The organism is Lactiplantibacillus herbarum, assembly GCF_001039045.1.
In the GTDB taxonomy this organism is placed as follows: domain Bacteria; phylum Bacillota; class Bacilli; order Lactobacillales; family Lactobacillaceae; genus Lactiplantibacillus; species Lactiplantibacillus herbarum.
Genome location: NZ_LFEE01000001.1, coordinates 147,667 through 168,001, shown reverse-complemented (window position 1 = coordinate 168,001; position 20,335 = coordinate 147,667). Strand labels below are relative to the sequence as shown.

The window sequence follows — 20,335 nt, the reverse complement described above, 5'->3', positions numbered from 1 at the left end:
TACTATCTAATTTATAACCAAACGACTTTGTAATCGATTACAAGACGACTTATACTTAATTTAGTTCTATCCATAGATTACCAATTTAGGTAGACTTTCTCAAAACAATCTTTTAATAATTCTGATTAATTTTATGGAGGGATTCACATGACAATCGCAGTTCGTTATCAAACACGTAACGGTAATACTAAGGCATTTGCAGAACAGATTGCAGCCATTGCTGGTGTAGCAGCTCAGAGTACCAACACACCTGTCGAACAGGCTGACACTTTATTCTTCGGTGGTGGCACCTACTTTATGAAACCGGACAAAGCTGCCTCAGCATTCATGGATACGCTCGATCCAACAAAGGTGAAACAGATCGCCCTCTTCACTACTTCTGGCGGTCCTGAAATGGTCACCGACAAAGCTTTGACCAAGATTGCTGCAGACAAAGGCATTCCCGTGATCGGTCACTTTCACAAAGTGATGGGTGGCAAAGGAATGAAAATCCTTGGCCAATCCGGCGGGGTTCTGAAGGACGATCAGATTACAGACGTAAAGGATTTTGCGCGGAAGATGTTGGCAGAATAACTAAAATCACCCTTAATAGAACCACTGTAAACCTGATTTTCAAGTTTACAGTGGTTCTATTTAATATGATCATTATTGCTATGTTTCACGTGAAACATTCTCCTAAACTTTGATTGCTATCCGCAATAGCGTAAAATAACTAGCAATATTAACTAAAGGTGATGATTTTATGTCAGAAAATTTTAACTCACTACAAGCACTCCTCAATAAACCTGATTTACATTTTACAGACATCCAAGTCACCACCTTATTAAATCACGTCGGTGACCTCGATCCTGATATCCGGGATAGTTTAGTCTACACACTCTTCTGTCGTGGCTTCGAAGAACACGCCTTTACTCCCCAGCAGCGGCAGCACATTGCTCAACCACTTTTACAGGAACACTGGCTATTCAAAGCTATTGATCAACCAACTAATGATTTTGTCTTTTTACGGACATTTACCGCCCTATTAACAACTGAAATCCTTCTCAGTGATGCTGAGTCCGGCTGGCTATCTCTAACTGAACGGCAACAATTTTTCAACGATGCGCTAACTTATTTATCTGCTGAACATGATCAACGTGGTTTCGTCGAAGATAAAGGCTGGGCGCACGGCATTGCTCATGGTAGTGATTTACTAGGTGCTGCTTGGCAACATCCTGAATTCCCTAACCAATCATCTAAAGCGGTTTTAACCGAACTACAAGGCGTCATTATTCGTCAGACACAGCCTTTTATCGCTGACGAAGAACCGCGATTAGCACAACCACTATTACTGGCTTTACAACATAATAAGCTGACAGATTCAGACTTGAGCGATTGGCTACGTGCGACGGATCAGTTATTGTGGCACCCTACCACCAAGTCTAATTCAGCAATGAATGCCAGCCTACATAATTGGGTCAGTCTTATTCATCATTTATACTTTTTGCTACCTGAAACCAATATTAATCGCCAAGTAATTACTGACTTAAGTAACTACTATTATCGCCAAAATGGCTATTTACAGTAAAATTTACTGCAAGCTCAAAACAGCTCCATTGATATTCCAATCATCTTTTTATATACTGTTTATCACTGCCACTAAACTGGTAGATCACAAGGAGATGATTAATGATGATGGCATCGTCATCTGTACAGAAAAGTGCTGCGAGTTAGCGACACTTTTCTGCACGACCTTTCAGAGAAGTGTCTGGTTTGAATCTGAAAGGAACATTTATTTATGAAACCGACAATTACCGCCTATCAATACAGTTATATTACCCAGCAAGTTAATCAGCTCATCAGTGCTGAACTAGCCGTCAACGACCTACAAATCCGTACCGTCATGCGCGCCAATGCAATCGCACGGATTACACCGTTATTGCCGCCAGAACAGCCTGTGACAACAGCGTTTCTACACTACTTAGAAACTGAACGATTGACGCGAGCAAAAGCACCTCAATTGCTGGCAACGTTGATTCCAATGGTGATTCCATTTCCAACCCTTAGCACCAAGCAGCTCAGTAAGTTGTTCCGTAAGGTGAAGAAACTCAATCAACCAGCATGGTCTGAGCTTGAACTGCATGAATTAACGTACCTAGGCTGGAACGATAGCGGTAGTCAAAAGAAATATCTCGTCGCCCCCTACCATGATCAATTGATTGGTATTCAAGGCGACCTTGCACCACAAACGGTCAAGGGTCTCTGTGCAATCTGCCAGACGATCGGTAGCGTCGCGCTCTTTATGTCGACGACTAAATCATCCGGGCGTGGAACCTACACGCGTAACGGTAACTACATTTGTCGTGACAGCGCTCAGTGTAACCGCCAATTGACAGACCCGCAGTCACTAACCGATTTTTTGGCGGTAGTGCGACCGAAACGTTAATCTTAAATTAATCACAATCCCCCTTTAGTATCAGCGTATTTAGCTGGTTCTAAAGGGGTTTTATAGTTGGAACTGATTATCCTAAATTAACGTTTATCACCAATAATTGTACGTTTAGGAATAAAATGATTTTTATAAATTTAATGTGCTATACTCCCAACATATGGGGAGATGATTGAATGTTAAATAATAAAAAGGCTGAGCGCTTGTTACAACAAATCGGCGCAGCTTATAATGATCCAGAAGTTGCTGAGGATGCTAAGTTACGGGAAGACTTACTTGCTTGTGCACAAGAATTAGATAAAACGGGGAATTATTTGAGCGTTGCAACTAAGGTAAATGGCGTTACCACACGCGCAGCGCGACAACATTTAAAACGACCACTTAAAGCTATCAACACGCTATATCAGCAAACTGCTTTAACCTCAAATTACTATTGGGGTACTGCGGCAGTAACTATGACTGCAGGGCTTAATTAATTAGATAATTGAAAACAGGATTTCATGTCAGTCATATTGAGACTGGTATGGAATCCTGTTTTTTGAAATAATATATTTAATATTAATTAGGATAATACGCGCTATTTAAGTGCTACTTTAACTCGTGCTTGTAAATCAGGAACCACATCTTCTTGGAACCACGGATTTTTCTTCTGCCAGCCGTAGTTTAACGGTGATGGGTGTACTAATGGGAAGTATGCTGGCAAATAATCCTGATAATTTTGAACCGTTGCTGTTAGCGTCTTCTGCCGTTCCCGTCCGAGGTAGGCTTTGATGGCATACTGGCCCACTAATAGCGTTAACTGGACGTTTGGCATCATCTCTAGCAAGGCTTCGTGCCATTTATCCATGAAACCCTTGCGTGGTGGCAAATCGCCACTCTTGCCCTTACCAGGGTAGTAGAAGTCGAGGGGCATGACTGCAATTCGATCACTATTATAGAATTGATCACGTGTCACACCCATCCAGTCACGTAACCGATCCCCACTCGCATCGTTGAAGTACGTTTCCGTAGTCTGCGCAATGCGCCCAGGAGCTTGGCTGATTACCAATATCGTAGCCGTTGGTAGGACGTGAAACAGTGGAATCCAGCCCTTAGCGGTGTATTCGGCGTTATCTGGATCATTTATAATTGCTTGCGTAATTTCTTCGATAGTTGTGATGATTGGACACCTGCGATTCTTAATAATTCGGATATTTTTCTTTATATAATAATGATACCCCTTTGCTATTTTACAAGCAAAATCCATCAAGTGTTTATGTTTTCACTTGTACCTGGCCCACACTACTTTTACACTGGTGACTGTAAAACAAATTCTAGGAGGTGTAGCAGTGACTGTTTCTAATCCAAAACGATTCTATATTGCCGGTTCTTTCAGATTGCTCACTCTAATCACTGATATCTCCCGGAAAATTGAAAATACGGGATTAATACGCACTTATGATTGGGCTAAAAACACCCAACAGCCTAATTTAGATCAGCTTCATGATATTGCTGAGCAAGAATATCAAGGACTCATAAATTGTGATTTTTTCGTTTTTATCTTTCCAGGTGGAAAAGGATCAAATATTGAATTCGGCATCGCCACCGCGCTACACAAAAGAATTTACATACTTGATACGACCGGGAAAACTGATGATCCCGAAGAAACCAGCAGTTTTTATCTTATGGAACACGTCGCTAGATTCCATGGCACTACAGACGCCTTTATTGAATTTATTTTAAATAAAGAGACAAATTAGAGTCGATTTCAAAAAAGACAGCTAAAATACTATTTATATAATTTCGAAGGAGTGACTCGCATGACTCACCGTACAATCCGTCAATTCACCGACCAACCAATCGGAAAACCAATATTGCAACAACTCATTACAGCTGCCCAAAATACAGCTACGTCACATTTCCTGCAATCATTTAGTATCATTCACATCACCGATCACCGCTTACGCCAACAGATTGCCGGAATCAGTAAACAATCCTATATTGACGGTAACGGTGAGTTGTTGATTTTCCTAGTCGATCATCATCGCGCCGCTTTAGCCGCTGATCAACACGATACCAGTGGCCTTCATACCGCGGATAAATTCATTCAAGGCGCTTCTGATACACTGTTAGCTGCACAAAATTTGGTTGCTACTGCTGAAAGTATGGACTTAGGAACCGTCATTCTGGGCAGTATTTTGAATGATCCCATGCAGTTGATCAAACTTCTGAACTTACCACCGTTAGTATTCCCAATCTGTGGCGTTATCGTTGGCTATCCTGATCAGCAACCACAACTTAAACCACGTATGCCGCAAGATCTGATGTCGTTTGAAAATACCTACCAACTTCCAGAAGATTGGCAGAATCAATGGGACAGTTATGATGACGTCATTCGTGAGTATTATGCAATGCGCGATACTAACAAACGCGTCGAATCATTCACACACCTTTTGACTAATGGAGCTGGGACTACTCCGACTAAACGTGGGGAATTGTTGGCGGCATTACAGCGACAGGGATTTTTATTAAAATAGTCAATTATATTGGTAAAAATAACTTTCTAAATCAGTACCAATTTTAACTTAGATGATTACTTCTGCCATATCAGTGTGGTGATTATATGGAATCAGTCACTACCGTTAGCGCCTTCTGCATCATCTGCGTAACCTGTTCTAGTGTTGCTTCACACCCCTGTTTCACCCATTTTGACAGCAATCCAATCAATTCTGCAGTCAAAATGTCGACAACAGAATCACCTTCATCCGCATTCAAGTCATCTTCGGGAAAAAGACACCGCCCCAGATTAGTAGCATGTGATAAAATCGGTATAGCTCCGCAAGCAGCTCATCATGGGTCCATCCATCCTGAGAAAAACGCTGCAAAGAAATCCTCATCAGCAACTAGTATCCGTGCCAAGAGCTCACGCAATACACCATCACACTCATACGCTAATAACACATCTGGCAAACAAACTGTAGAATTGATTAAGATATAGCTATTCTTAACGAAGTAAAGAAACCGGATATCCATTTGATAGAGGTATCCGGTTTCTTATTTATTAGGTATTAATCAACTTTCGTATTAAACGAAATTTCAACTGCATTTATCAGGTCCTCTATTGAATCACCAATAACGATTGTTTGTTTCCTCAAATCACCAATTCTGATATTATTATGACTTCTTTTTAAGATTTTTAAACCTCCTTCTGTAGGAAATAATATAAATCTATATTCATATTCACCTAAAAACTTATTTTCTTTCACTAAGTTTGCTGCTAATACCGAGCCTATTCTCGGCTGAATACCACTAAACTCAGATGTCATGGCAATATTCTGAGCTTCTTCTGCCATGTATCCTCGCTCTACATAATGGATTGGCCCCCTCAATTGTCTCAAAGGTCCATTTGCGTAAAACTTATTTAATCGTTGGACTATTCTATCACTAACAATATTAAAATTTTTAAACCCAACAATTGTTTTTTCATATTGTGTATCACTCATTAGTGAATCATATAAATTAATAATCACATCTCGTTTAATTCTACTGTCTGTTTCTATCCCTGGATGAATTTGTACCACACAAAATATGTTTGCAGGATACTTTAGACTTACATTATTTGGTAATCCTAATAAAGTCTTATGAGGATAAAAACCAGTATATTTTACCGCTGGATTAAAAACACCCTCATTTCTATCTCCAATACCAATATTTCCATTGATTTCTTCAATTTCTCTATATGAATCTGTTGAACCAAAATGTAATTCTCCATATCTCAAAAAAGAATTCAAATGTTTCTTATCTACCAACTTTAAAACTAATGTTTCCACAAATACCTAAACCCCTTATCCCAAAACATTTCACTTATAAGATAGTAATTCATCTCATAAAGTAGTCACTATTAAATTAGATAGCTAGACTTAGCGTTATTCGATTTCTTCCGGTCATTAATCTTGTATTGGGTTGTTTACTTTTTTTGTTCGAACAATTTGAGACCAAACCACACTCCACCAATCAATATTGAAAATAAAAGAAGTACACATCCATAATTTACCAGTTGAAGAAAAGGCGACATACTCTTTCCGTATACCAATTGATAGAATGGTTTACAAATGAATTCAACCACTGCTGATGTTGATAAAAGAAGTGATACAAAGGCTAATATATTCTGAAAAAGCGTATTACGAAGATTATTTGCTACTTTTGCTTTTTCAAGAAACACGTCTGAAATTTGAGTCACATCATCAATGGCACAATCAATGTCAAATAAAGTTGTTGCAATATAATTCATAATGTCATGAAACATTAGTGTGCGCCCATACTTATTTCTAATCGAATGTCTTAGTTTCAATAAACCTTGTTTTACTTCAAGAAGTTCTGTAATACTTGAACTCTCTTCAATAGCATCCGTATAACTCTGAATTTTTGCATTCAAAACACATATTTCATCACAAATTATATTCGTTGGAACCGAAAGTTCATAAATATCTCCCAATGATAACGTCACTCTTCCTGATACATATAAATGAGCGTGCTCCCACTGACTAAAATCATTCAATTCAGTTAAATAACGTGAATTAGTTGTTTTAGATTCCACATCATACAAAAGAAGTCGAATTTCAGAATCCGATAAATTTTTATTACTTACTGTTATTGCAATTTGGCTAAACCAAGTATACCCTTCATATTTCACTAACATAGAAATAAATCCAGCTGCCAAGCTTAAAACGTTACGATACCGTATGCTTGTTAGACTCGCTAAAAATGTGTCTCCACCTTCAAAAGAAAATTTTTCAACTGTTTTTTCGTCAAATGATAAAGATAACGCAGAAATATATTCCATTGGAAACTTAACATCCGAAAGCACTGTACTTGCTTTAAGTATCATATCAGCAAAATCTTGAACTACAATCTCATCATCATTTGGAAAATAATGGAACTCAACTATTAAAATTTGATTGTCTTCAATTTTAATAGTTGGATAGACTTGTATATCCCAACTATCTTTGCCAGAAGTACTTATCACAATTGGTGAAAACACAAAATAATCATACTGCTCTTCAAATGCACTACCTTCTACAAAGAAAAAATCCCGCATTGCATATTCAGCAATAATTTCAGTAAGGTAATGTGTCTCAAACGGATTACAATCATCTAGAGAAGCTCCTTTAAGACGAAAGGTTGCTCCTGGTTGATCATGTTCAGAATCATATTCAAGATCAAAATTTTCAAATTCATTATTTTGAAATCGAATAAAATTCAAATCTTTTGTTACTGCACAATATAGAGCCTTTGACCTCAATAAGTTTTCAATATTTGCGACATCAATTCTAGCATCTAAGCAAGCAAATGCGATACTCGTTTTTGCTCTGTAATCTTTAATAATCTCCGTACCCTTTTTACTATTTTCCAATACATCCCCTAGTCCCATATAAATTAAGAAACAAAAAAGTCCCTCAAAAAATTAGAAAATCACTCTCCAAAAAAACTGTAATATATTGATCACATCACTTGTGATAAGGACTCCCCACATTAATCATAAACGCCCGATACACCTGCTCCGACAGCACCAACCGCATCAATTGGTGTGGTAACGTAAACCGCCCAAACGAAATCTGGGTATCTGCGCGCTTCAATACTTCCGGCGCCAAACCGAGCGAACCTCCAATCACAAAATCAATATCGCTGTGACCATACGTTGTCAGCTTATCGATTTCTGCCGCAAATTCTTCACTCGTACGTTCCTTACCTAAAATCGCCAACGCAAAAACATAGTCTCGATCTTTAATCTTTTCTAAGATCCGTTGACCCTCTTTTTCCTTTACCGTTTCCATCTCTGCGTTACTTAATGACTCCGGTGCCTTTTCATCTGGGACTTCGACAATCTGGAATTTTGCAAATTTACTCATTCTTTTCGCATATTCCTCGATCCCCTGCTTATAGTATTTTTCCTTTAATTTACCGACACAGATAATTTTGATGTTCATAATTGACCGCCTCTTCACAAGTTATTAACATAGTTATCCACAGGTGCATAACTAGTGCATCTATATATTGTGTTGAACACCAGTTCGTCACAATATTTATTTACGACTAATTTGTCAATACCCTTCCGACTTATCCACAGTTTTCAACAGCAACGTTTGTTCGTAGACGCCGGTTACAAAACCTATTATATCAAGAATCCAGACAACTTAAAATAACTTTTTGAATTTCAATCCACAGGCACGCTCGCCCCTTGTGGATAACTTCTGAACAAGCCTAATCGCCGTCATTCCGGCTGTTAATAAATTTTGACCAAACGACTAAAATTTTATCCCCGAAATTATCCACAATTTTGCACATTGATTAGAACCAACCAAAATACTCGCTGCCCAACTTCCCTTTTTCGTTCGGTTCTAAAATGTATATTCCCCAAGAACACCCAATTCATCAGCACACTGAAAGTCGAACCTTCGTTTTTTCACCAAAAGCCCTATATAACGCGAAAAAGCGCGCCTAACTGCTACTCACAGTCAGGCGCGCTTATGAAAATCTCATTATTTTAGTTACTTTGATTAGTCAACGTTTTGGTAGTTTCCGTCAACTTCATGTTGGTTGTCTTCAACTTACCTTGGTGATAATACTTAACCGTAACGGTATCATTCACTGAGTGCGCGTATAAGGCGCTCCGTAACGTTGCAAGGCTCGTAACCTTCTTACCACCCAGCTCCGTAATCACATCGTACTTCACCAAACCAGCCGTCTTAGCGGGGGACTTTGAGTAAGTCTTCATGATCACAACCCCAGAAGTGACGCTAGTAGGCAACTTCAAGATAGATTTCTGATCACTCGCTGAGATATTGGATAAATTATAGGTCGCAACCCCTAAGGCTGGCCGTACCACTTCACCGTTCTTAACGAGTTCATTGATGATCTTCACAACTTCATTACTTGGAATTGCGAAGCCCATCCCTTCAACACTCGTCCCGGAATTATCCGAAGCCAACTTCATTGAGTTGATCCCGATAACTTGACCGGCGATGTTAAATAATGGTCCACCCGAGTTCCCTGAGTTAATAGCCGTATCCGTTTGAATAACGTTCGCATAGCCAGTCGTTTGACCAGAAGTATTCGTCGTTGCAACGGTCCGTTTCTTCGCGGAGATGATCCCTTGCGTCAAGGTCGTCGCGTAGTTAGAACCCATCGGCGAACCAATTGCTAAGGCCGTTTCACCAACTGAGATGTTATCAGAGTTCCCAAAACTAGCTGTCTTAGTAACTTTTGAAGAGTTGATCTTCAATACGGCTAAGTCGGTCACAGAATCGGTTCCGACAAGTTTGGCTGACAGCTTGGTGCCATCACTCATAATCACACGAATGGCACTAGAGCCACTCACCACGTGATTATTGGTCACGATATAAGCTGCATCACCACTCTTCTTATAGATTAAGCCGGAGCCTTCACTATATTCTTCTAACTTGCTGGAACTCGAGTTAGAACTTGAGCTTGAACTACTATCTGATGAGTCATCACCGCCAAGAATTCCACTTATTGTGCTTGATGATGTCTTCTTCTGCAAGTTAATTACAGACACAACCGCCGCCTTGTTATCACTAAAGACTTTAGAAGCTTGTGAACTGACGTTAACTTTAACGTTGGTGGTTCCCGTTGAGCCCGTCTTGTTCGACCCCGTCGGTACACTCGTTGATGACGTGGTCACGTTACTATCTTGGAAATAACTGATCCCACCATAGGCCACACCACCACCGATTAAACCGGCGACCAGTGCGGTTACTGCAACTTTGATTAATGATTTATTAGCCATATTTGCGCGTCGAAACGCGATCCCTCCCTACATAGTATTAATTTTAAATCCTATTCTAGCGAAAAATTATGATTTTTTTATGACTGAAGCATTGTGGAATTATTAAGTCTGTTTAGACTTAATAAAAAAACGATTAATCACTGCTATTCTCACAAAGAAAGCGTATGCGTTGAAACGCTGATTAATCGCTAAAAGTTAAGCAAAACTAACCGACTTTTGACGATTACTTGTTCGAAAAACTACCCGGATTTCACCCTTTTCCAGAGATCAACTAGAGTGTAATTAATTTAGTCGCCTGTTCCGGATCAGTATCGTACAGTTGGAAATCATGTTCCACGCCAAAATCGTGTTCTTGCATCATGGATGCCACGGTTAGGTGAGCCAATGATTTCATATTGTTATCCTGACTACGATGCCCGAGATAGATTCGCTTAGTCCGGTTGCCAATCACATCCATTAATGCATTAGCACCGTCTTCATTGGATAAATGCCCCTCATCACCAAGAATACGCTGCTTCAAAGGCCATGGATAACGCCCCATTCGCAACATTTCAATGTCATGATTACACTCAAACAAATACGCGTCAGCGTCACTGATCACACCAGCAACGTGCTCTGACACGTAACCGGTATCCGTGATAATCGCAAACGACTTGCCGGCATGGTGTAATTCATAGAATTGCGGTTCAGCCGCATCGTGCGAGACACTGAACGATTCCACATCCAAATCACCTAAGCCTAACGTCGTATTTGGGTCAAACACATGGCACAGTTCAGCCGGAACATCGCCAATGCGGTGCGCCATGGCGTCCCAAGTCCCTTGATTGGCATAAACATCCATCCCATATTTACGCGCTAAGATCCCCGCAGAATGGCTGTGATCCGTATGCTCATGACTGATAAACAGACTATCGACTTCATTAATGTCACGATCAATCGAAGCCATCAAGTTGGTAATCTTTTTACCACTGAGACCAGCGTCAACCAATACTTTGTGTTCTGGCGTTTCGATGTACGTGACGTTGCCAGTACTTCCCGAAGCCAGAATACTGATTTTCATATCATCCGTTGCTAATTTTAATACCATTATTTAGGTTCTTCCCATCTCTGAAATCCGCTGTTATCTCTCCATGATACACGCTTTTACCAGGGTTGAAAAGCAAGCAACCCGCACTAACAAAAAAGCCGACCGAGCAATGACGCACTCAATCGACCTATCTTGATTTAACTTATTCAGCACGCCACAGCATACCTGCCGCGGTTCCTAGGCCAGTTACCCCAGCCGTAGTTGTTGTCGCAGTCGTGTCGCTCTTCATCGCAGCCCCCGTAAAGGCGTTGATGCGGTGAATCGTCACGTTCGAGCTATTTTTACTCCGAACGGCAAAGATCCATGTCGGCACATAAACACTACTATCCTTCAGTTTTAGCAATCGTGAATAGCCTAATTTGGCCCACATAATTCGTGAACTATTGGAAACCTGATTGTACTGATAGAGTGCGACTAACGCCTTTCTTTCGCTGATGGTAACGGCCTTTTCACGCAACGTCTTAACATTATCAACGTAGGTTTGCGTGTAGCTAATCAGCTGATTGCTCTTATTGACAGTCAGATGAACTTGACCCGCACTAGTTAGAATGTCCCCATCCGCAACCTTTTGTACGAAGACATACTCACTCTTCGAGGATAAGTCCGCATCATAGACGTATTCATCACCGTGAATGACATTGGTACTCTGCTTCATAAACGTCGTCAATTCGGACTTAGCCTTATTGGCCGTTATGGTCTGCACCGTCCGCAATGTACTTGTTAGCTTACCACTACTTTCAATCCGAGCGGTCTGTTCAGTTAACTGACTGATTCGTTGTTTCAAATCGTTATCATTGCTACCTGCGATGTAGTATCCGGTACTTTCGCTGGTCTTTGGATCACTAAAACTAATGTTATCCGCTCGCATTTCACGAATGACCGTCGTTGCCGTATCACCAGAAGTCGTCGTTGACTTAGAACTCGTTTGCACGAACATAAACCCTAAAAAGACGTCCAGAACGACAAATGCAATTAGGAAAATCCATTCAATTCTTCGAAAATTCATCTGGCCACCCCCTAAGATCCATTAAGCATCGACGTGTACGTCCGCCAACTACCATTGTAGTAGACGTAATACGTTGGTGTGAGGTCGATAACTAGCTTGGATGACTTATTCTGTGACCATTCATAGCCCAGCTCGATACTACCGAGCTTGCTATCTTTATAGCCAGCATCAATGAGCTTCTTCAGAACACTCGTGGAGCTTGGTAACGTTACAGCCTGTTTAGTGCCAGTTGTTGGAACTGGCACTTGCAGACTGTATAACGAGAAGTAGTAACGATCTAACCCGTTACTAGTTAACTGAATCCGCACATCGCCATTCTCCGTCTGATTAAAGATTGGGAAGCCTTCAACGTAACTACGATAGATGACACTGCTACTTGTCGAATCATAGTTATAGTAGCGAATATTATCCATCGGCACACCCAGGCTAGACAGATAGGTAAAACTCTTCTCTAGCTGACTCGTAAACGATAACTTGCGCGTCGTCCCCGAATCACTGTAATCTTCAAAGTATACCGTCCCTAGCTTAGTGTCGGTGGTCATGCGCTTATAACTACCAGTCGCGTATTCCTGCTTACCGTTACCACGATTGTGTACAGAAACGGTTGAATTTCCATCCGCATCCAATAACCGGTTCGCAATCTCACTGGCAACGGCCTTACTCATCAGGTAGCTATAGTGCTGCATCGTTACGGGTTGCGTGTAGTCAATGTACGTTTGGTTGTTTTCATACGTCATTTTAACCGCAAACCGTTTTACTTTACTAGATTGCAGTACTGAACTCAGTGGCTTCAGCGACTTCTTCTTCAACCGAACACTGTAGATTTCATGGTGGTTATCGTTCAACAAGTAAATATGATTGGAATCATTCACCGGAATCACGATACGACTGAATTTAGAAGACTTGAAGTTGCTGAGATGTTGCTTAAAGACCGTATTAAACATGTTGATGGTAACACTATCTGGAAAGTTCAAAACGTACGTCTCTTCACCATTCAGCAGTGCTTTGTAACTGTTCGCAGATGTGATCCGCACTTTGGAAATACTACGCGCGTCCCACTTGCGGAGCTGTTCACTGAATTGGCTCACCAGACTGACATTCTTATTGATCAATAACGTCTGCTTACCTTGCTTATTAGTATAGATCAGCTGCGTCGGTAAATAGATATCGTCAATCGTCCGCGTCGTTAACGTCGAGTTAGACGACGTGGTACTAACTTTGCTTTCACGTTCATACCGGGACGGATTCATCCAAATATAGACGGAGAGGCCCACACTCAGTATGACAAGTATTGTCAGTATCGTGGGTAACATAAAGCGACTAAACTTGTGAGTCGTCATCCCAAAGGTCCTCCTCCTCATAAGGTTCATATGGTAAGGAAATGTAGAACGTTGAGCCCTTACCCTCAACACTATCGACCCAGATACGACCGCCTAGCATCTGAACAACTTCCTTAGAAATTGCTAATCCTAGTCCGGTACCACCCTGAGCCCGTGAACGCGCCTTATCGACCCGGAAAAAGCGGTCGAAAACGTGTCCCAAGTCAGCCCGTGGAATCCCGAGACCTTGGTCACTAATACTGATAATGACCTGATTATGCGTCTCTAATAGCCGACAAGTAACAACGCCACCATCGGGCGAGTATTTAATCGCATTATTCATAATATTATCAAGCACTTGTGTGAACTTATCCGTATCGATTTCAACCCACAAGTCACGTTTGGTAAACTCACGCTTGATCGTATAATACTTAGCTGGATTGTCATCCTTCTTCAAGATCATATCGAAGCGATTGAGCACATAGTTGAACAACTCGTTGATATTAACCAGTTCCATATCGACTCGGGTCGTCCCAGAGTCCATCCGTGACAGGCTCAGCAACTCATTAATCATGCGAATCATACGGTCAGTTTCTTCCTGCGTGACCTTCAAGAAACCAGGGGCCACCTCAGGATCTTTCCACGCCCCATCACTCAAGGCTTCAATGTAACTCCGTAAACTCGTTAATGGCGTCCGTAATTCATGGGACACGTTCGAAACGAACTGTTTACGATCGTTATCGATCTTCTGTTGTTCAGTAACATCGTGTAACACACAGACTAACCCACTGATAAAGCCAGATTCACGCTGAATCAACGAAAAATAGGCGTTTAAAATCAAGTCGTGTTCATTGGACGAAAAGTCGAGCATCAATTCATCTTGGTTTTCGATCAAATCGCGTAATGAATAATCATCACGGATTTTCAAGACATCCAAGATTGAATTACCAATTGCTTTTTCATCACTGACATCAACAAACTCTGATGCCGTTTCATTAATAATCGTAATATTCCCCCGCCGATCAGTCGCAATCACACCATCACTCATGTGTGAGAGCACACTATCTAGACGGCGACGCTCAGCTTCAGTTGATTCTTGTGATTCTTCAACCCGAATCGAGAGGTTATTAATCGCACCGGCAAGTTGCCCTAGTTCATCATCACTGTAGACTCGCACTTGGCTTGCGTAATCTCCGCGCGCAATTCGCTGAGTTTGCTGCCGCATTTCTTCGATTGGTCGAGTTATTGCCCGGGCAATAATGATCGCGATTCCCAGTCCCAGCACCATTGCCACTAACGAAGCTAACACAAAGATACCCATGATACTGTTGATCGTACTGTAGACCGACTTCATATTAGCTCGGACATACAATACCCCAACTAACTGACTGTTATTACCCGTTGAGCTCGTCGCGTACAGCGGGACAATTGAAACGTAATAACGGCCGTTATTTTGCGTATCATAAGTGTTCTTCGTATAGGTTCGGTTATTATAGATGGCATTCTTAATATTACGGTCAGTGGTCTTCTGACCGACTACCGATTGATCATTAACGTCACTGGTCCCCCGAATCGTCCCTTTGCTATCAACGACTCGGATTTCGTCCACGTTAGTATTGTTGTAATTAGACAAGATCGTCTTAATCTGACCATTAGCCTTACGCGTGCTGCTCACCGTTAGCTGTTCTGCCAGCGAGTTATCAATGTAAGTTGGGATTTGAACGGACGTTTTAAAGTCCTGAATATTCTTCGCTTCCAATTGCTTAACGAAGATCGCGCCAACAATTTCCAACGTAATGAGCAGTAACAACGCAAAGACCAACGCAATTTTGAAGTTAATTGATTTAAAAAAGTTCTTCCGTTTAGATCTCAACACGGTTTAGTGACCTCTACTCATTTTCAGGATTGCGGAGATAGTAACCCACACCCCGCCGTGTAACTAACCACTTAGGATGACTTGGATTATCTTCAACTTTTTCACGTAAACGACGCACCGTTACATCGACGGTCCGGACGTCTCCAAAGTAGTCATAACCCCAAACGGTCTGCAATAAATGCTCCCGTGTCATCACTTGGCCGATATGTTGGGCCAAATAGTGTAGCAATTCGAATTCACGATGGGTCAGTTCAATGTTGTCACCACGTTTTGAAACCATGTAGGCTTCTGGATGAATCACTAAATCGCCAACTTCAATATCCGAATTCTCTTCTACTTCAGTTGCTTGCGCACTAGGCGTGTTCTGACGCCGTAAATTCGCTTTAACCCGAGCAACTAATTCCCGGTTTGAGAACGGCTTAGTAACGTAATCATCGGCGCCTAGTTCCAAACCTAAGACTTTGTCTAACTCTGAGTCTTTGGCCGTAACCATGATAATTGGCATGTCGTAATTCTTACGAACCTGGCGAGCAACTTCTAGACCGTCCATCTTAGGCAGCATGAGATCAAGTAGAATCAAATCAGGATGGACTTCTTCCACCTTCTGTAAAGCTTCTTCACCATCAGCTGCAACGTGTACTTCATAACCCTCTTTAGTGAGGTTAAACTTCATAATATCGGAAATTGGTTTTTCATCATCAACGACTAAGATTTTTTTCATACAATTCTTCCTCCTTAGGGGAAATCAGGTTTAAATTTATTTTTAGGGTGTTGCGCGATAAGTTACGGGAATTCACACGTTCTCCCGCGTCAGGTTGGCCAAATTTTATTTCAGCGCTAAATTTAGTATATCACAAATAGCGTTGGCTTTCTTTGAATGTCAATCCGCGTGGCCGTAGTATTTCCCGGGAAATTACACCTCGTTTTCAGGAAGTATTTCACACTTAATTAACACTAATTTACACTTTTTTTGAAAAAAGTTTTAAAATAGTATTGTCAGAAGTCAAAATTCATGATATTATATTTTCTGTTAGGTTATGGGCAGTTAGCTCAGCTGGCAGAGCAACGGACTCTTAATCCGTGGGTCCAGGGTTCGATCCCCTGACTGCCCATCATAACCACCACTAATCAGTTTTCACGCCGTGATAATCCACCGTGAAAGCTGATTTTTTTGTTTTCAATTATATAATATTACTGTTAACTTTACCACTTTCCTGTGCGTAACGTATGACTTCCAGCTCCCATTACGGCATACTGGACGGTAAAGAGGTGGTCTCCATGCAACATACAACCCGGCAGACAGCGCTACATATGATTCAAGCTGCCCCCGTTTTTACGGTCGCAACCATTGATGCTAGTGGTTATCCAACGATGGTCGCACTCAGCCCCCTACCGACTAAACGCAGTCTCGAACAACTCTTCTTCTACACGAGTCGCCAAACGACCACGGCTCAAAACATCCAAAATCAAAAACAAGCTAGCCTGTTTTGCTACCACTTAGCTGACTATACCTCCATCATGCTACGCGGGCAGTTAACGCTAGTTGGTAACGATGTCTTTCAACATGATTGGCACGACGAACTGACGGACTTTCAGCAACAGCTTGCCTATAAAGATCCCGTCATTTTAAGATTTCAAACCAACTCAATTAAGATTCGCCAGATGATGAAGATGGATCATCTTGAACTAATAACCAATCCTGATAACTAATCATCCGTAACCGGCTGTGACAATACTGGAGACCCACTCCTAAGTCACGGCCATTTTTTGTGTCCGCACTTTTGTTTATTAAGTTTCATAAGCAAACCCCGCTTTTTTCTCATAATGCCTGATTACCGGCTGCAATATTTGCGGGCTATTCTGAAGGAGCTTAGGCTATGTGCATAGTCTTTTGTTACGGCTCCCAATCGAGTTTATGATTCTAAATAATGGAGTGTGTACTGATGAAATTAATTAGATTGCGAATTGAAAATAACACGATGGATATCGCCTATCATCCCGTCCCCAATCAAGCCGCTACTGCCCACTACCTCATTGATTATGATACCGAACAACCGCTAGATAAAAATCTCGAAACTATCAAGAATCGCCTAGCAGGATTGCCGTTTGATGCGGTCATTCTCGACAACGGTCTAACTTATTCGTTCTCTGATACCATCGTCGCCATTAATAACGTCCGGCTTGATATTGGCTTGGCACTAACGAAGTTACTCAATATCCCCGTTGTTAGCCGTACTAGCGTGGAACAACTCGGCTTAACTGCCGCTATCAAGGCTAAAGTCGCTTATCTAAAATGGCATCTTGATTACTACGGCTTTGACCACGGCGCTCGTAATCGCGGACAGGAAGCCATGTTAACGATCGGTAATGGCTATTTCGGCTTACGAGGGGCCCTAGTAGAGAGCCGCGCTGATCAGGATAATTATCCTGGGACGTACGTTGCCGGCGTCTTTGATTCAGAAACCACCACGATTCAGGATCACAAAATCACAAACGAAGATCTCGTCAACCTACCAAATGCCCAATTCATGACGTTTGGCATCGATCATCAACCATCATTCACCCCTGATCACCATAATCTGCAGGATATCTACCGGAGTCTCGACCTCAAGATGGGGCTACTGACAACGACTGAAATGATTCAACTTGCTTCGGGCCACCAATTACAAATAAAAGTCCAAAAGATTGCCAACATGCACGCTTGGCACCGCTACAGCATCCGTTATCAAGTAACGCCACTGAACTTTTCCGGTAGCCTACAAATCTATGCTGAAATCGACGGCAGTGTGGTTAACAGCAACGTCAGCCGCTACAACGTCTTTGAGCAGCACCATCTAAAAACTGATGATATTACCGCTGCTACCAACACAGTCTGTCTAACTGGGACGACCAAAAATTCTAATATTGCTTACATGCTGGGTGCAAAACTCACCAGCCCTGACGTCACTACACCAGACGCCTTTAGTAATACGGAATCTCCACAAAGTGTTCAACAGATCGTATCGTTGAACGTCACTGCCGGACAAACTTACACGTTTGATAAGAACGTTGTCATCGCAACTAGTAATTCCCAAGATGATCCAAAACTCACTAACGTTGCATCCGAATTGGAACAGTCGAGCTTTAATTCGACCGTTGCGGCTAGCTTGAAATACTGGGACCAGACTTGGCGAAATACGGACATTAAAGTGCGGGGCGACATCACCAGTCAACGATTACTGCGCGTCAACATCTACCATAGTTTTACCTCCGCTGAAGCCATTGAAAGTGGCCAATTAGATGCTTCCGTAGGTGCTCGCGGACTTCACGGTGAAGCTTATCGCGGACACGTCTTCTGGGATGAAATGTTCATTTTGCCATTCTACACGCTACAGCGACCTGAACTAGCTAAACAACTGCTGCTTTACCGTTACCGACGTTTACCCGCTGCTCGAAAAAACGCCCAATCAATCGGCGCGGCCGGTGCCATGTATCCTTGGCAATCAGCCTCAAAGGGTGACGAACAGTCCCAATTCACCCACCTCAACCCGCTTACGAAGACGTGGGATCCTGACAATAGTCGGTTACAACGACACGTTTCCTTGGATATTGCGTATAATGTCTGGTTTTACTACCACGTCACTCAGGATCGTGACTTTCTCGATCACTATGGCATGGAAATGTTGCTCTCAATTGCGGCCTTTTGGCTCGACAAAGCAACTTACAATCAACAGACTAAGCGCTACGACATTAGCGGCGTGATGGGTCCAGATGAATTCCATGAAAATTACCCAAACAGTACTACGCCTGGTCTTAAAAATAACGCCTACACCAACATCATGGTGGCATGGCTATTCAAGACAATCACCAAATTGCAGGAAACGATGACGGATCACGACTACCAACAAGCCATCAAGGCCGCGCATTTCAATTCTGATGATGCGGCCAAGCTGACCATCATTGGCCGGCAATTAACGCTCAGCATCAATCATAGCGGCATCATTGCTCAGTTCGAAGGCTACTTTGACCTGCCGACACTTGACTTCCATGCCTACCACCAGCGTTACGGCGACATCTCACGGATGGATCGCCTTCTAAAAGCTGAGGGTAAAACACCGGATGCCTATCAAGTTGCCAAACAGGCGGATGCGCTAATGGCCTTTTATAATTTCGATGTTCCCACAGTTCAAGGCATTATTAAGGACATGGGTTATCAGCTACCCGCTAAGTATCTGGCGCATAATATTCAATATTACCTAGCACGGACCACCCACGGCTCAACGCTCTCTCGGATCGTATACGCCGTTTTGAATCAACTAGACGGCAATTATGACGACGCTTGGAGTTTCTTCTCCAAGGCCCTTGTATCTGACTATTACGACATTCAGGGTGGGACTACGGCGGAAGGAATCCATCTAGGCGTCATGTGTGCAACGCTTAACCTAGCAACTCGTAACTTTGGTGGCGTCAATCCGTTAGCCGATCAATTACAAGTCGATCCGCAACTCCCCGACCATTGGCAAGTTCTAAAGTTCAAACAGTGTTTCCAAAACGTGCACTACATCTTCATTATTGATCACCAACACGTCACCGTGACCGCGGATCAAGCCTGTTCAATTCGCGTCATAGGCCAGCAGTATCAGTTGCAGGCCCACCATCCCTTAGACGTCACTTATACCAATTAACAGGACTAAGCAAAACTTCTCAGCGACACTAAAATAAACGCGGCATGTAACTCAAAATGCGCTACTTCAGAAAAAATCTGAGGTAGCGCATTTTTATCTTTCAATGACTTAATAATGCTAAATCTCAGGCCAACCAAAAAGGCCATGACAAAATCAAGGAAAGTCATGA

General features: G+C 42.0%; 18 protein-coding genes and 1 tRNA gene. 9 read left to right on the top strand and 10 right to left on the bottom strand.

Annotated elements, in window-relative coordinates; all coding sequences use genetic code 11:
- The first annotated feature begins 147 nt into the window (after positions 1-147).
- The 4 genes from ACG95_RS00740 (at position 148) to ACG95_RS00725 (ending at position 2,904) form a co-directional block, all read left to right on the top strand.
- Entirely contained in the window at positions 148-573 is a 426-nt protein-coding gene (locus ACG95_RS00740; RefSeq protein WP_047998651.1) for a flavodoxin family protein, read from the top strand.
- Between the two features lie 169 nt (positions 574-742).
- The gene (locus ACG95_RS13905; protein ID WP_053072624.1) at positions 743-1,567 is read left to right on the top strand and encodes a DUF2785 domain-containing protein; all 825 of its coding nucleotides are present in this window, start codon (positions 743-745) and stop codon (positions 1,565-1,567) included.
- 210 nt (positions 1,568-1,777) lie between these two features.
- Positions 1,778-2,425 carry a FusB/FusC family EF-G-binding protein gene (locus tag ACG95_RS00730; protein WP_047998650.1) on the top strand — a complete coding sequence of 216 codons (648 nt, stop codon included), beginning with the start codon at positions 1,778-1,780 and terminating at the stop codon, positions 2,423-2,425.
- A 179-nt stretch (positions 2,426-2,604) separates the two neighbouring features.
- Complete coding sequence (locus tag ACG95_RS00725; protein WP_047998649.1) at positions 2,605-2,904, top strand: bacteriocin immunity protein; 300 nt, start codon at positions 2,605-2,607, stop codon at positions 2,902-2,904.
- Positions 2,905-3,005: 101 nt separating this feature from the next.
- Here the strand turns inward: ACG95_RS00725 and ACG95_RS00720 are convergent, their stop codons facing one another.
- Positions 3,006-3,587: a uracil-DNA glycosylase family protein gene (locus tag ACG95_RS00720; RefSeq protein ID WP_047998761.1), complete on the bottom strand. Its 582-nt coding sequence runs from the start codon at positions 3,585-3,587 to the stop codon at positions 3,006-3,008.
- A 169-nt stretch (positions 3,588-3,756) separates the two neighbouring features.
- On the opposite strand from ACG95_RS00720, the gene ACG95_RS00715 reads away from it, so the two are divergent.
- Together ACG95_RS00715 and ACG95_RS00710 are read left to right on the top strand one after the other, a co-directional pair.
- Positions 3,757-4,167, top strand: coding sequence for a hypothetical protein (locus ACG95_RS00715; protein ID WP_047998648.1), 411 nt, complete (start codon positions 3,757-3,759; stop codon positions 4,165-4,167).
- Between the two features lie 60 nt (positions 4,168-4,227).
- The gene (locus tag ACG95_RS00710; RefSeq protein ID WP_047998647.1) at positions 4,228-4,944 is read left to right on the top strand and encodes an NADPH-dependent oxidoreductase; all 717 of its coding nucleotides are present in this window, start codon (positions 4,228-4,230) and stop codon (positions 4,942-4,944) included.
- Between the two features lie 531 nt (positions 4,945-5,475).
- Here ACG95_RS00710 and ACG95_RS00705 read toward each other — a convergent pair.
- The 9 genes from ACG95_RS00705 to yycF all read right to left on the bottom strand — a co-directional run bounded on the left by ACG95_RS00705 (position 5,476) and on the right by yycF (position 16,223).
- Positions 5,476-6,237 (bottom strand): hypothetical protein, encoded by a 762-nt coding sequence (locus tag ACG95_RS00705; protein WP_047998646.1) that lies wholly within the window; start codon positions 6,235-6,237, stop codon positions 5,476-5,478.
- A gap of 137 nt (positions 6,238-6,374) precedes the next feature.
- Entirely contained in the window at positions 6,375-7,820 is a 1,446-nt protein-coding gene (locus tag ACG95_RS00700) for a hypothetical protein (RefSeq protein ID WP_152668253.1), read from the bottom strand.
- A gap of 94 nt (positions 7,821-7,914) precedes the next feature.
- On the bottom strand, positions 7,915-8,394 hold the full coding sequence (rlmH, locus tag ACG95_RS00695; protein ID WP_047998644.1) for a 23S rRNA (pseudouridine(1915)-N(3))-methyltransferase RlmH: 480 nt from the start codon (positions 8,392-8,394) through the stop codon (positions 7,915-7,917).
- A gap of 557 nt (positions 8,395-8,951) precedes the next feature.
- Positions 8,952-10,214: a S1C family serine protease gene (locus ACG95_RS00690; protein WP_047998643.1), complete on the bottom strand. Its 1,263-nt coding sequence runs from the start codon at positions 10,212-10,214 to the stop codon at positions 8,952-8,954.
- A 271-nt stretch (positions 10,215-10,485) separates the two neighbouring features.
- Positions 10,486-11,301 carry an MBL fold metallo-hydrolase gene (locus ACG95_RS00685; RefSeq protein ID WP_047998642.1) on the bottom strand — a complete coding sequence of 272 codons (816 nt, stop codon included), beginning with the start codon at positions 11,299-11,301 and terminating at the stop codon, positions 10,486-10,488.
- A gap of 142 nt (positions 11,302-11,443) precedes the next feature.
- A complete protein-coding gene (locus ACG95_RS00680) occupies positions 11,444-12,307 on the bottom strand; it encodes a two-component system regulatory protein YycI (RefSeq protein WP_047998641.1) in 864 nt (287 codons plus the stop codon).
- Between the two features lie 11 nt (positions 12,308-12,318).
- Complete coding sequence (locus tag ACG95_RS00675; protein ID WP_047998640.1) at positions 12,319-13,647, bottom strand: YycH family regulatory protein; 1,329 nt, start codon at positions 13,645-13,647, stop codon at positions 12,319-12,321.
- Positions 13,628-15,502, bottom strand: coding sequence for a cell wall metabolism sensor histidine kinase WalK (gene walK / locus ACG95_RS00670; RefSeq protein ID WP_082137270.1), 1,875 nt, complete (start codon positions 15,500-15,502; stop codon positions 13,628-13,630). The genes ACG95_RS00675 and walK overlap by 20 nt, the downstream gene beginning before the upstream one ends.
- Before the next feature lie 13 nt (positions 15,503-15,515).
- Positions 15,516-16,223, bottom strand: a complete 708-nt coding sequence (gene yycF / locus ACG95_RS00665) for a response regulator YycF (RefSeq protein WP_047998639.1) — start codon at positions 16,221-16,223, stop codon at positions 15,516-15,518.
- A 318-nt stretch (positions 16,224-16,541) separates the two neighbouring features.
- Between yycF and ACG95_RS00660 the strand changes: the two genes are divergently transcribed.
- The 3 genes from ACG95_RS00660 to ACG95_RS00650 all read left to right on the top strand — a co-directional run bounded on the left by ACG95_RS00660 (position 16,542) and on the right by ACG95_RS00650 (position 20,166).
- Positions 16,542-16,614, top strand: a tRNA-Lys gene (locus ACG95_RS00660).
- A 166-nt stretch (positions 16,615-16,780) separates the two neighbouring features.
- A complete protein-coding gene (locus tag ACG95_RS00655) occupies positions 16,781-17,212 on the top strand; it encodes a pyridoxamine 5'-phosphate oxidase family protein (RefSeq protein WP_047998638.1) in 432 nt (143 codons plus the stop codon).
- 233 nt (positions 17,213-17,445) lie between these two features.
- Positions 17,446-20,166 (top strand): glycoside hydrolase family 65 protein, encoded by a 2,721-nt coding sequence (locus tag ACG95_RS00650; protein ID WP_047998637.1) that lies wholly within the window; start codon positions 17,446-17,448, stop codon positions 20,164-20,166.
- Positions 20,167-20,335 lie beyond the last annotated feature (169 nt).

Bases quoted from the DNA above. Each gene is read 5' to 3' on its own strand.
- ACG95_RS00675 (WP_047998640.1), bottom strand. From the start codon at position 13,647: ATGACGACTCACAAGTTTAGTCGCTTTATGTTACCCACGATACTGACA.
- ACG95_RS00730 (WP_047998650.1), top strand. From the start codon at position 1,778: ATGAAACCGACAATTACCGCCTATCAATACAGTTATATTACCCAGCAA.
- ACG95_RS00680 (WP_047998641.1), bottom strand. From the start codon at position 12,307: ATGAATTTTCGAAGAATTGAATGGATTTTCCTAATTGCATTTGTCGTT.
- ACG95_RS00740 (WP_047998651.1), top strand. From the start codon at position 148: ATGACAATCGCAGTTCGTTATCAAACACGTAACGGTAATACTAAGGCA.
- yycF (WP_047998639.1), bottom strand. From the start codon at position 16,223: ATGAAAAAAATCTTAGTCGTTGATGATGAAAAACCAATTTCCGATATT.
- ACG95_RS00685 (WP_047998642.1), bottom strand. From the start codon at position 11,301: ATGGTATTAAAATTAGCAACGGATGATATGAAAATCAGTATTCTGGCT.
- ACG95_RS00710 (WP_047998647.1), top strand. From the start codon at position 4,228: ATGACTCACCGTACAATCCGTCAATTCACCGACCAACCAATCGGAAAA.
- ACG95_RS00655 (WP_047998638.1), top strand. From the start codon at position 16,781: ATGCAACATACAACCCGGCAGACAGCGCTACATATGATTCAAGCTGCC.
- ACG95_RS13905 (WP_053072624.1), top strand. From the start codon at position 743: ATGTCAGAAAATTTTAACTCACTACAAGCACTCCTCAATAAACCTGAT.
- ACG95_RS00650 (WP_047998637.1), top strand. From the start codon at position 17,446: ATGAAATTAATTAGATTGCGAATTGAAAATAACACGATGGATATCGCC.
- ACG95_RS00725 (WP_047998649.1), top strand. From the start codon at position 2,605: ATGTTAAATAATAAAAAGGCTGAGCGCTTGTTACAACAAATCGGCGCA.
- rlmH (WP_047998644.1), bottom strand. From the start codon at position 8,394: ATGAACATCAAAATTATCTGTGTCGGTAAATTAAAGGAAAAATACTAT.
- ACG95_RS00690 (WP_047998643.1), bottom strand. From the start codon at position 10,214: ATGGCTAATAAATCATTAATCAAAGTTGCAGTAACCGCACTGGTCGCC.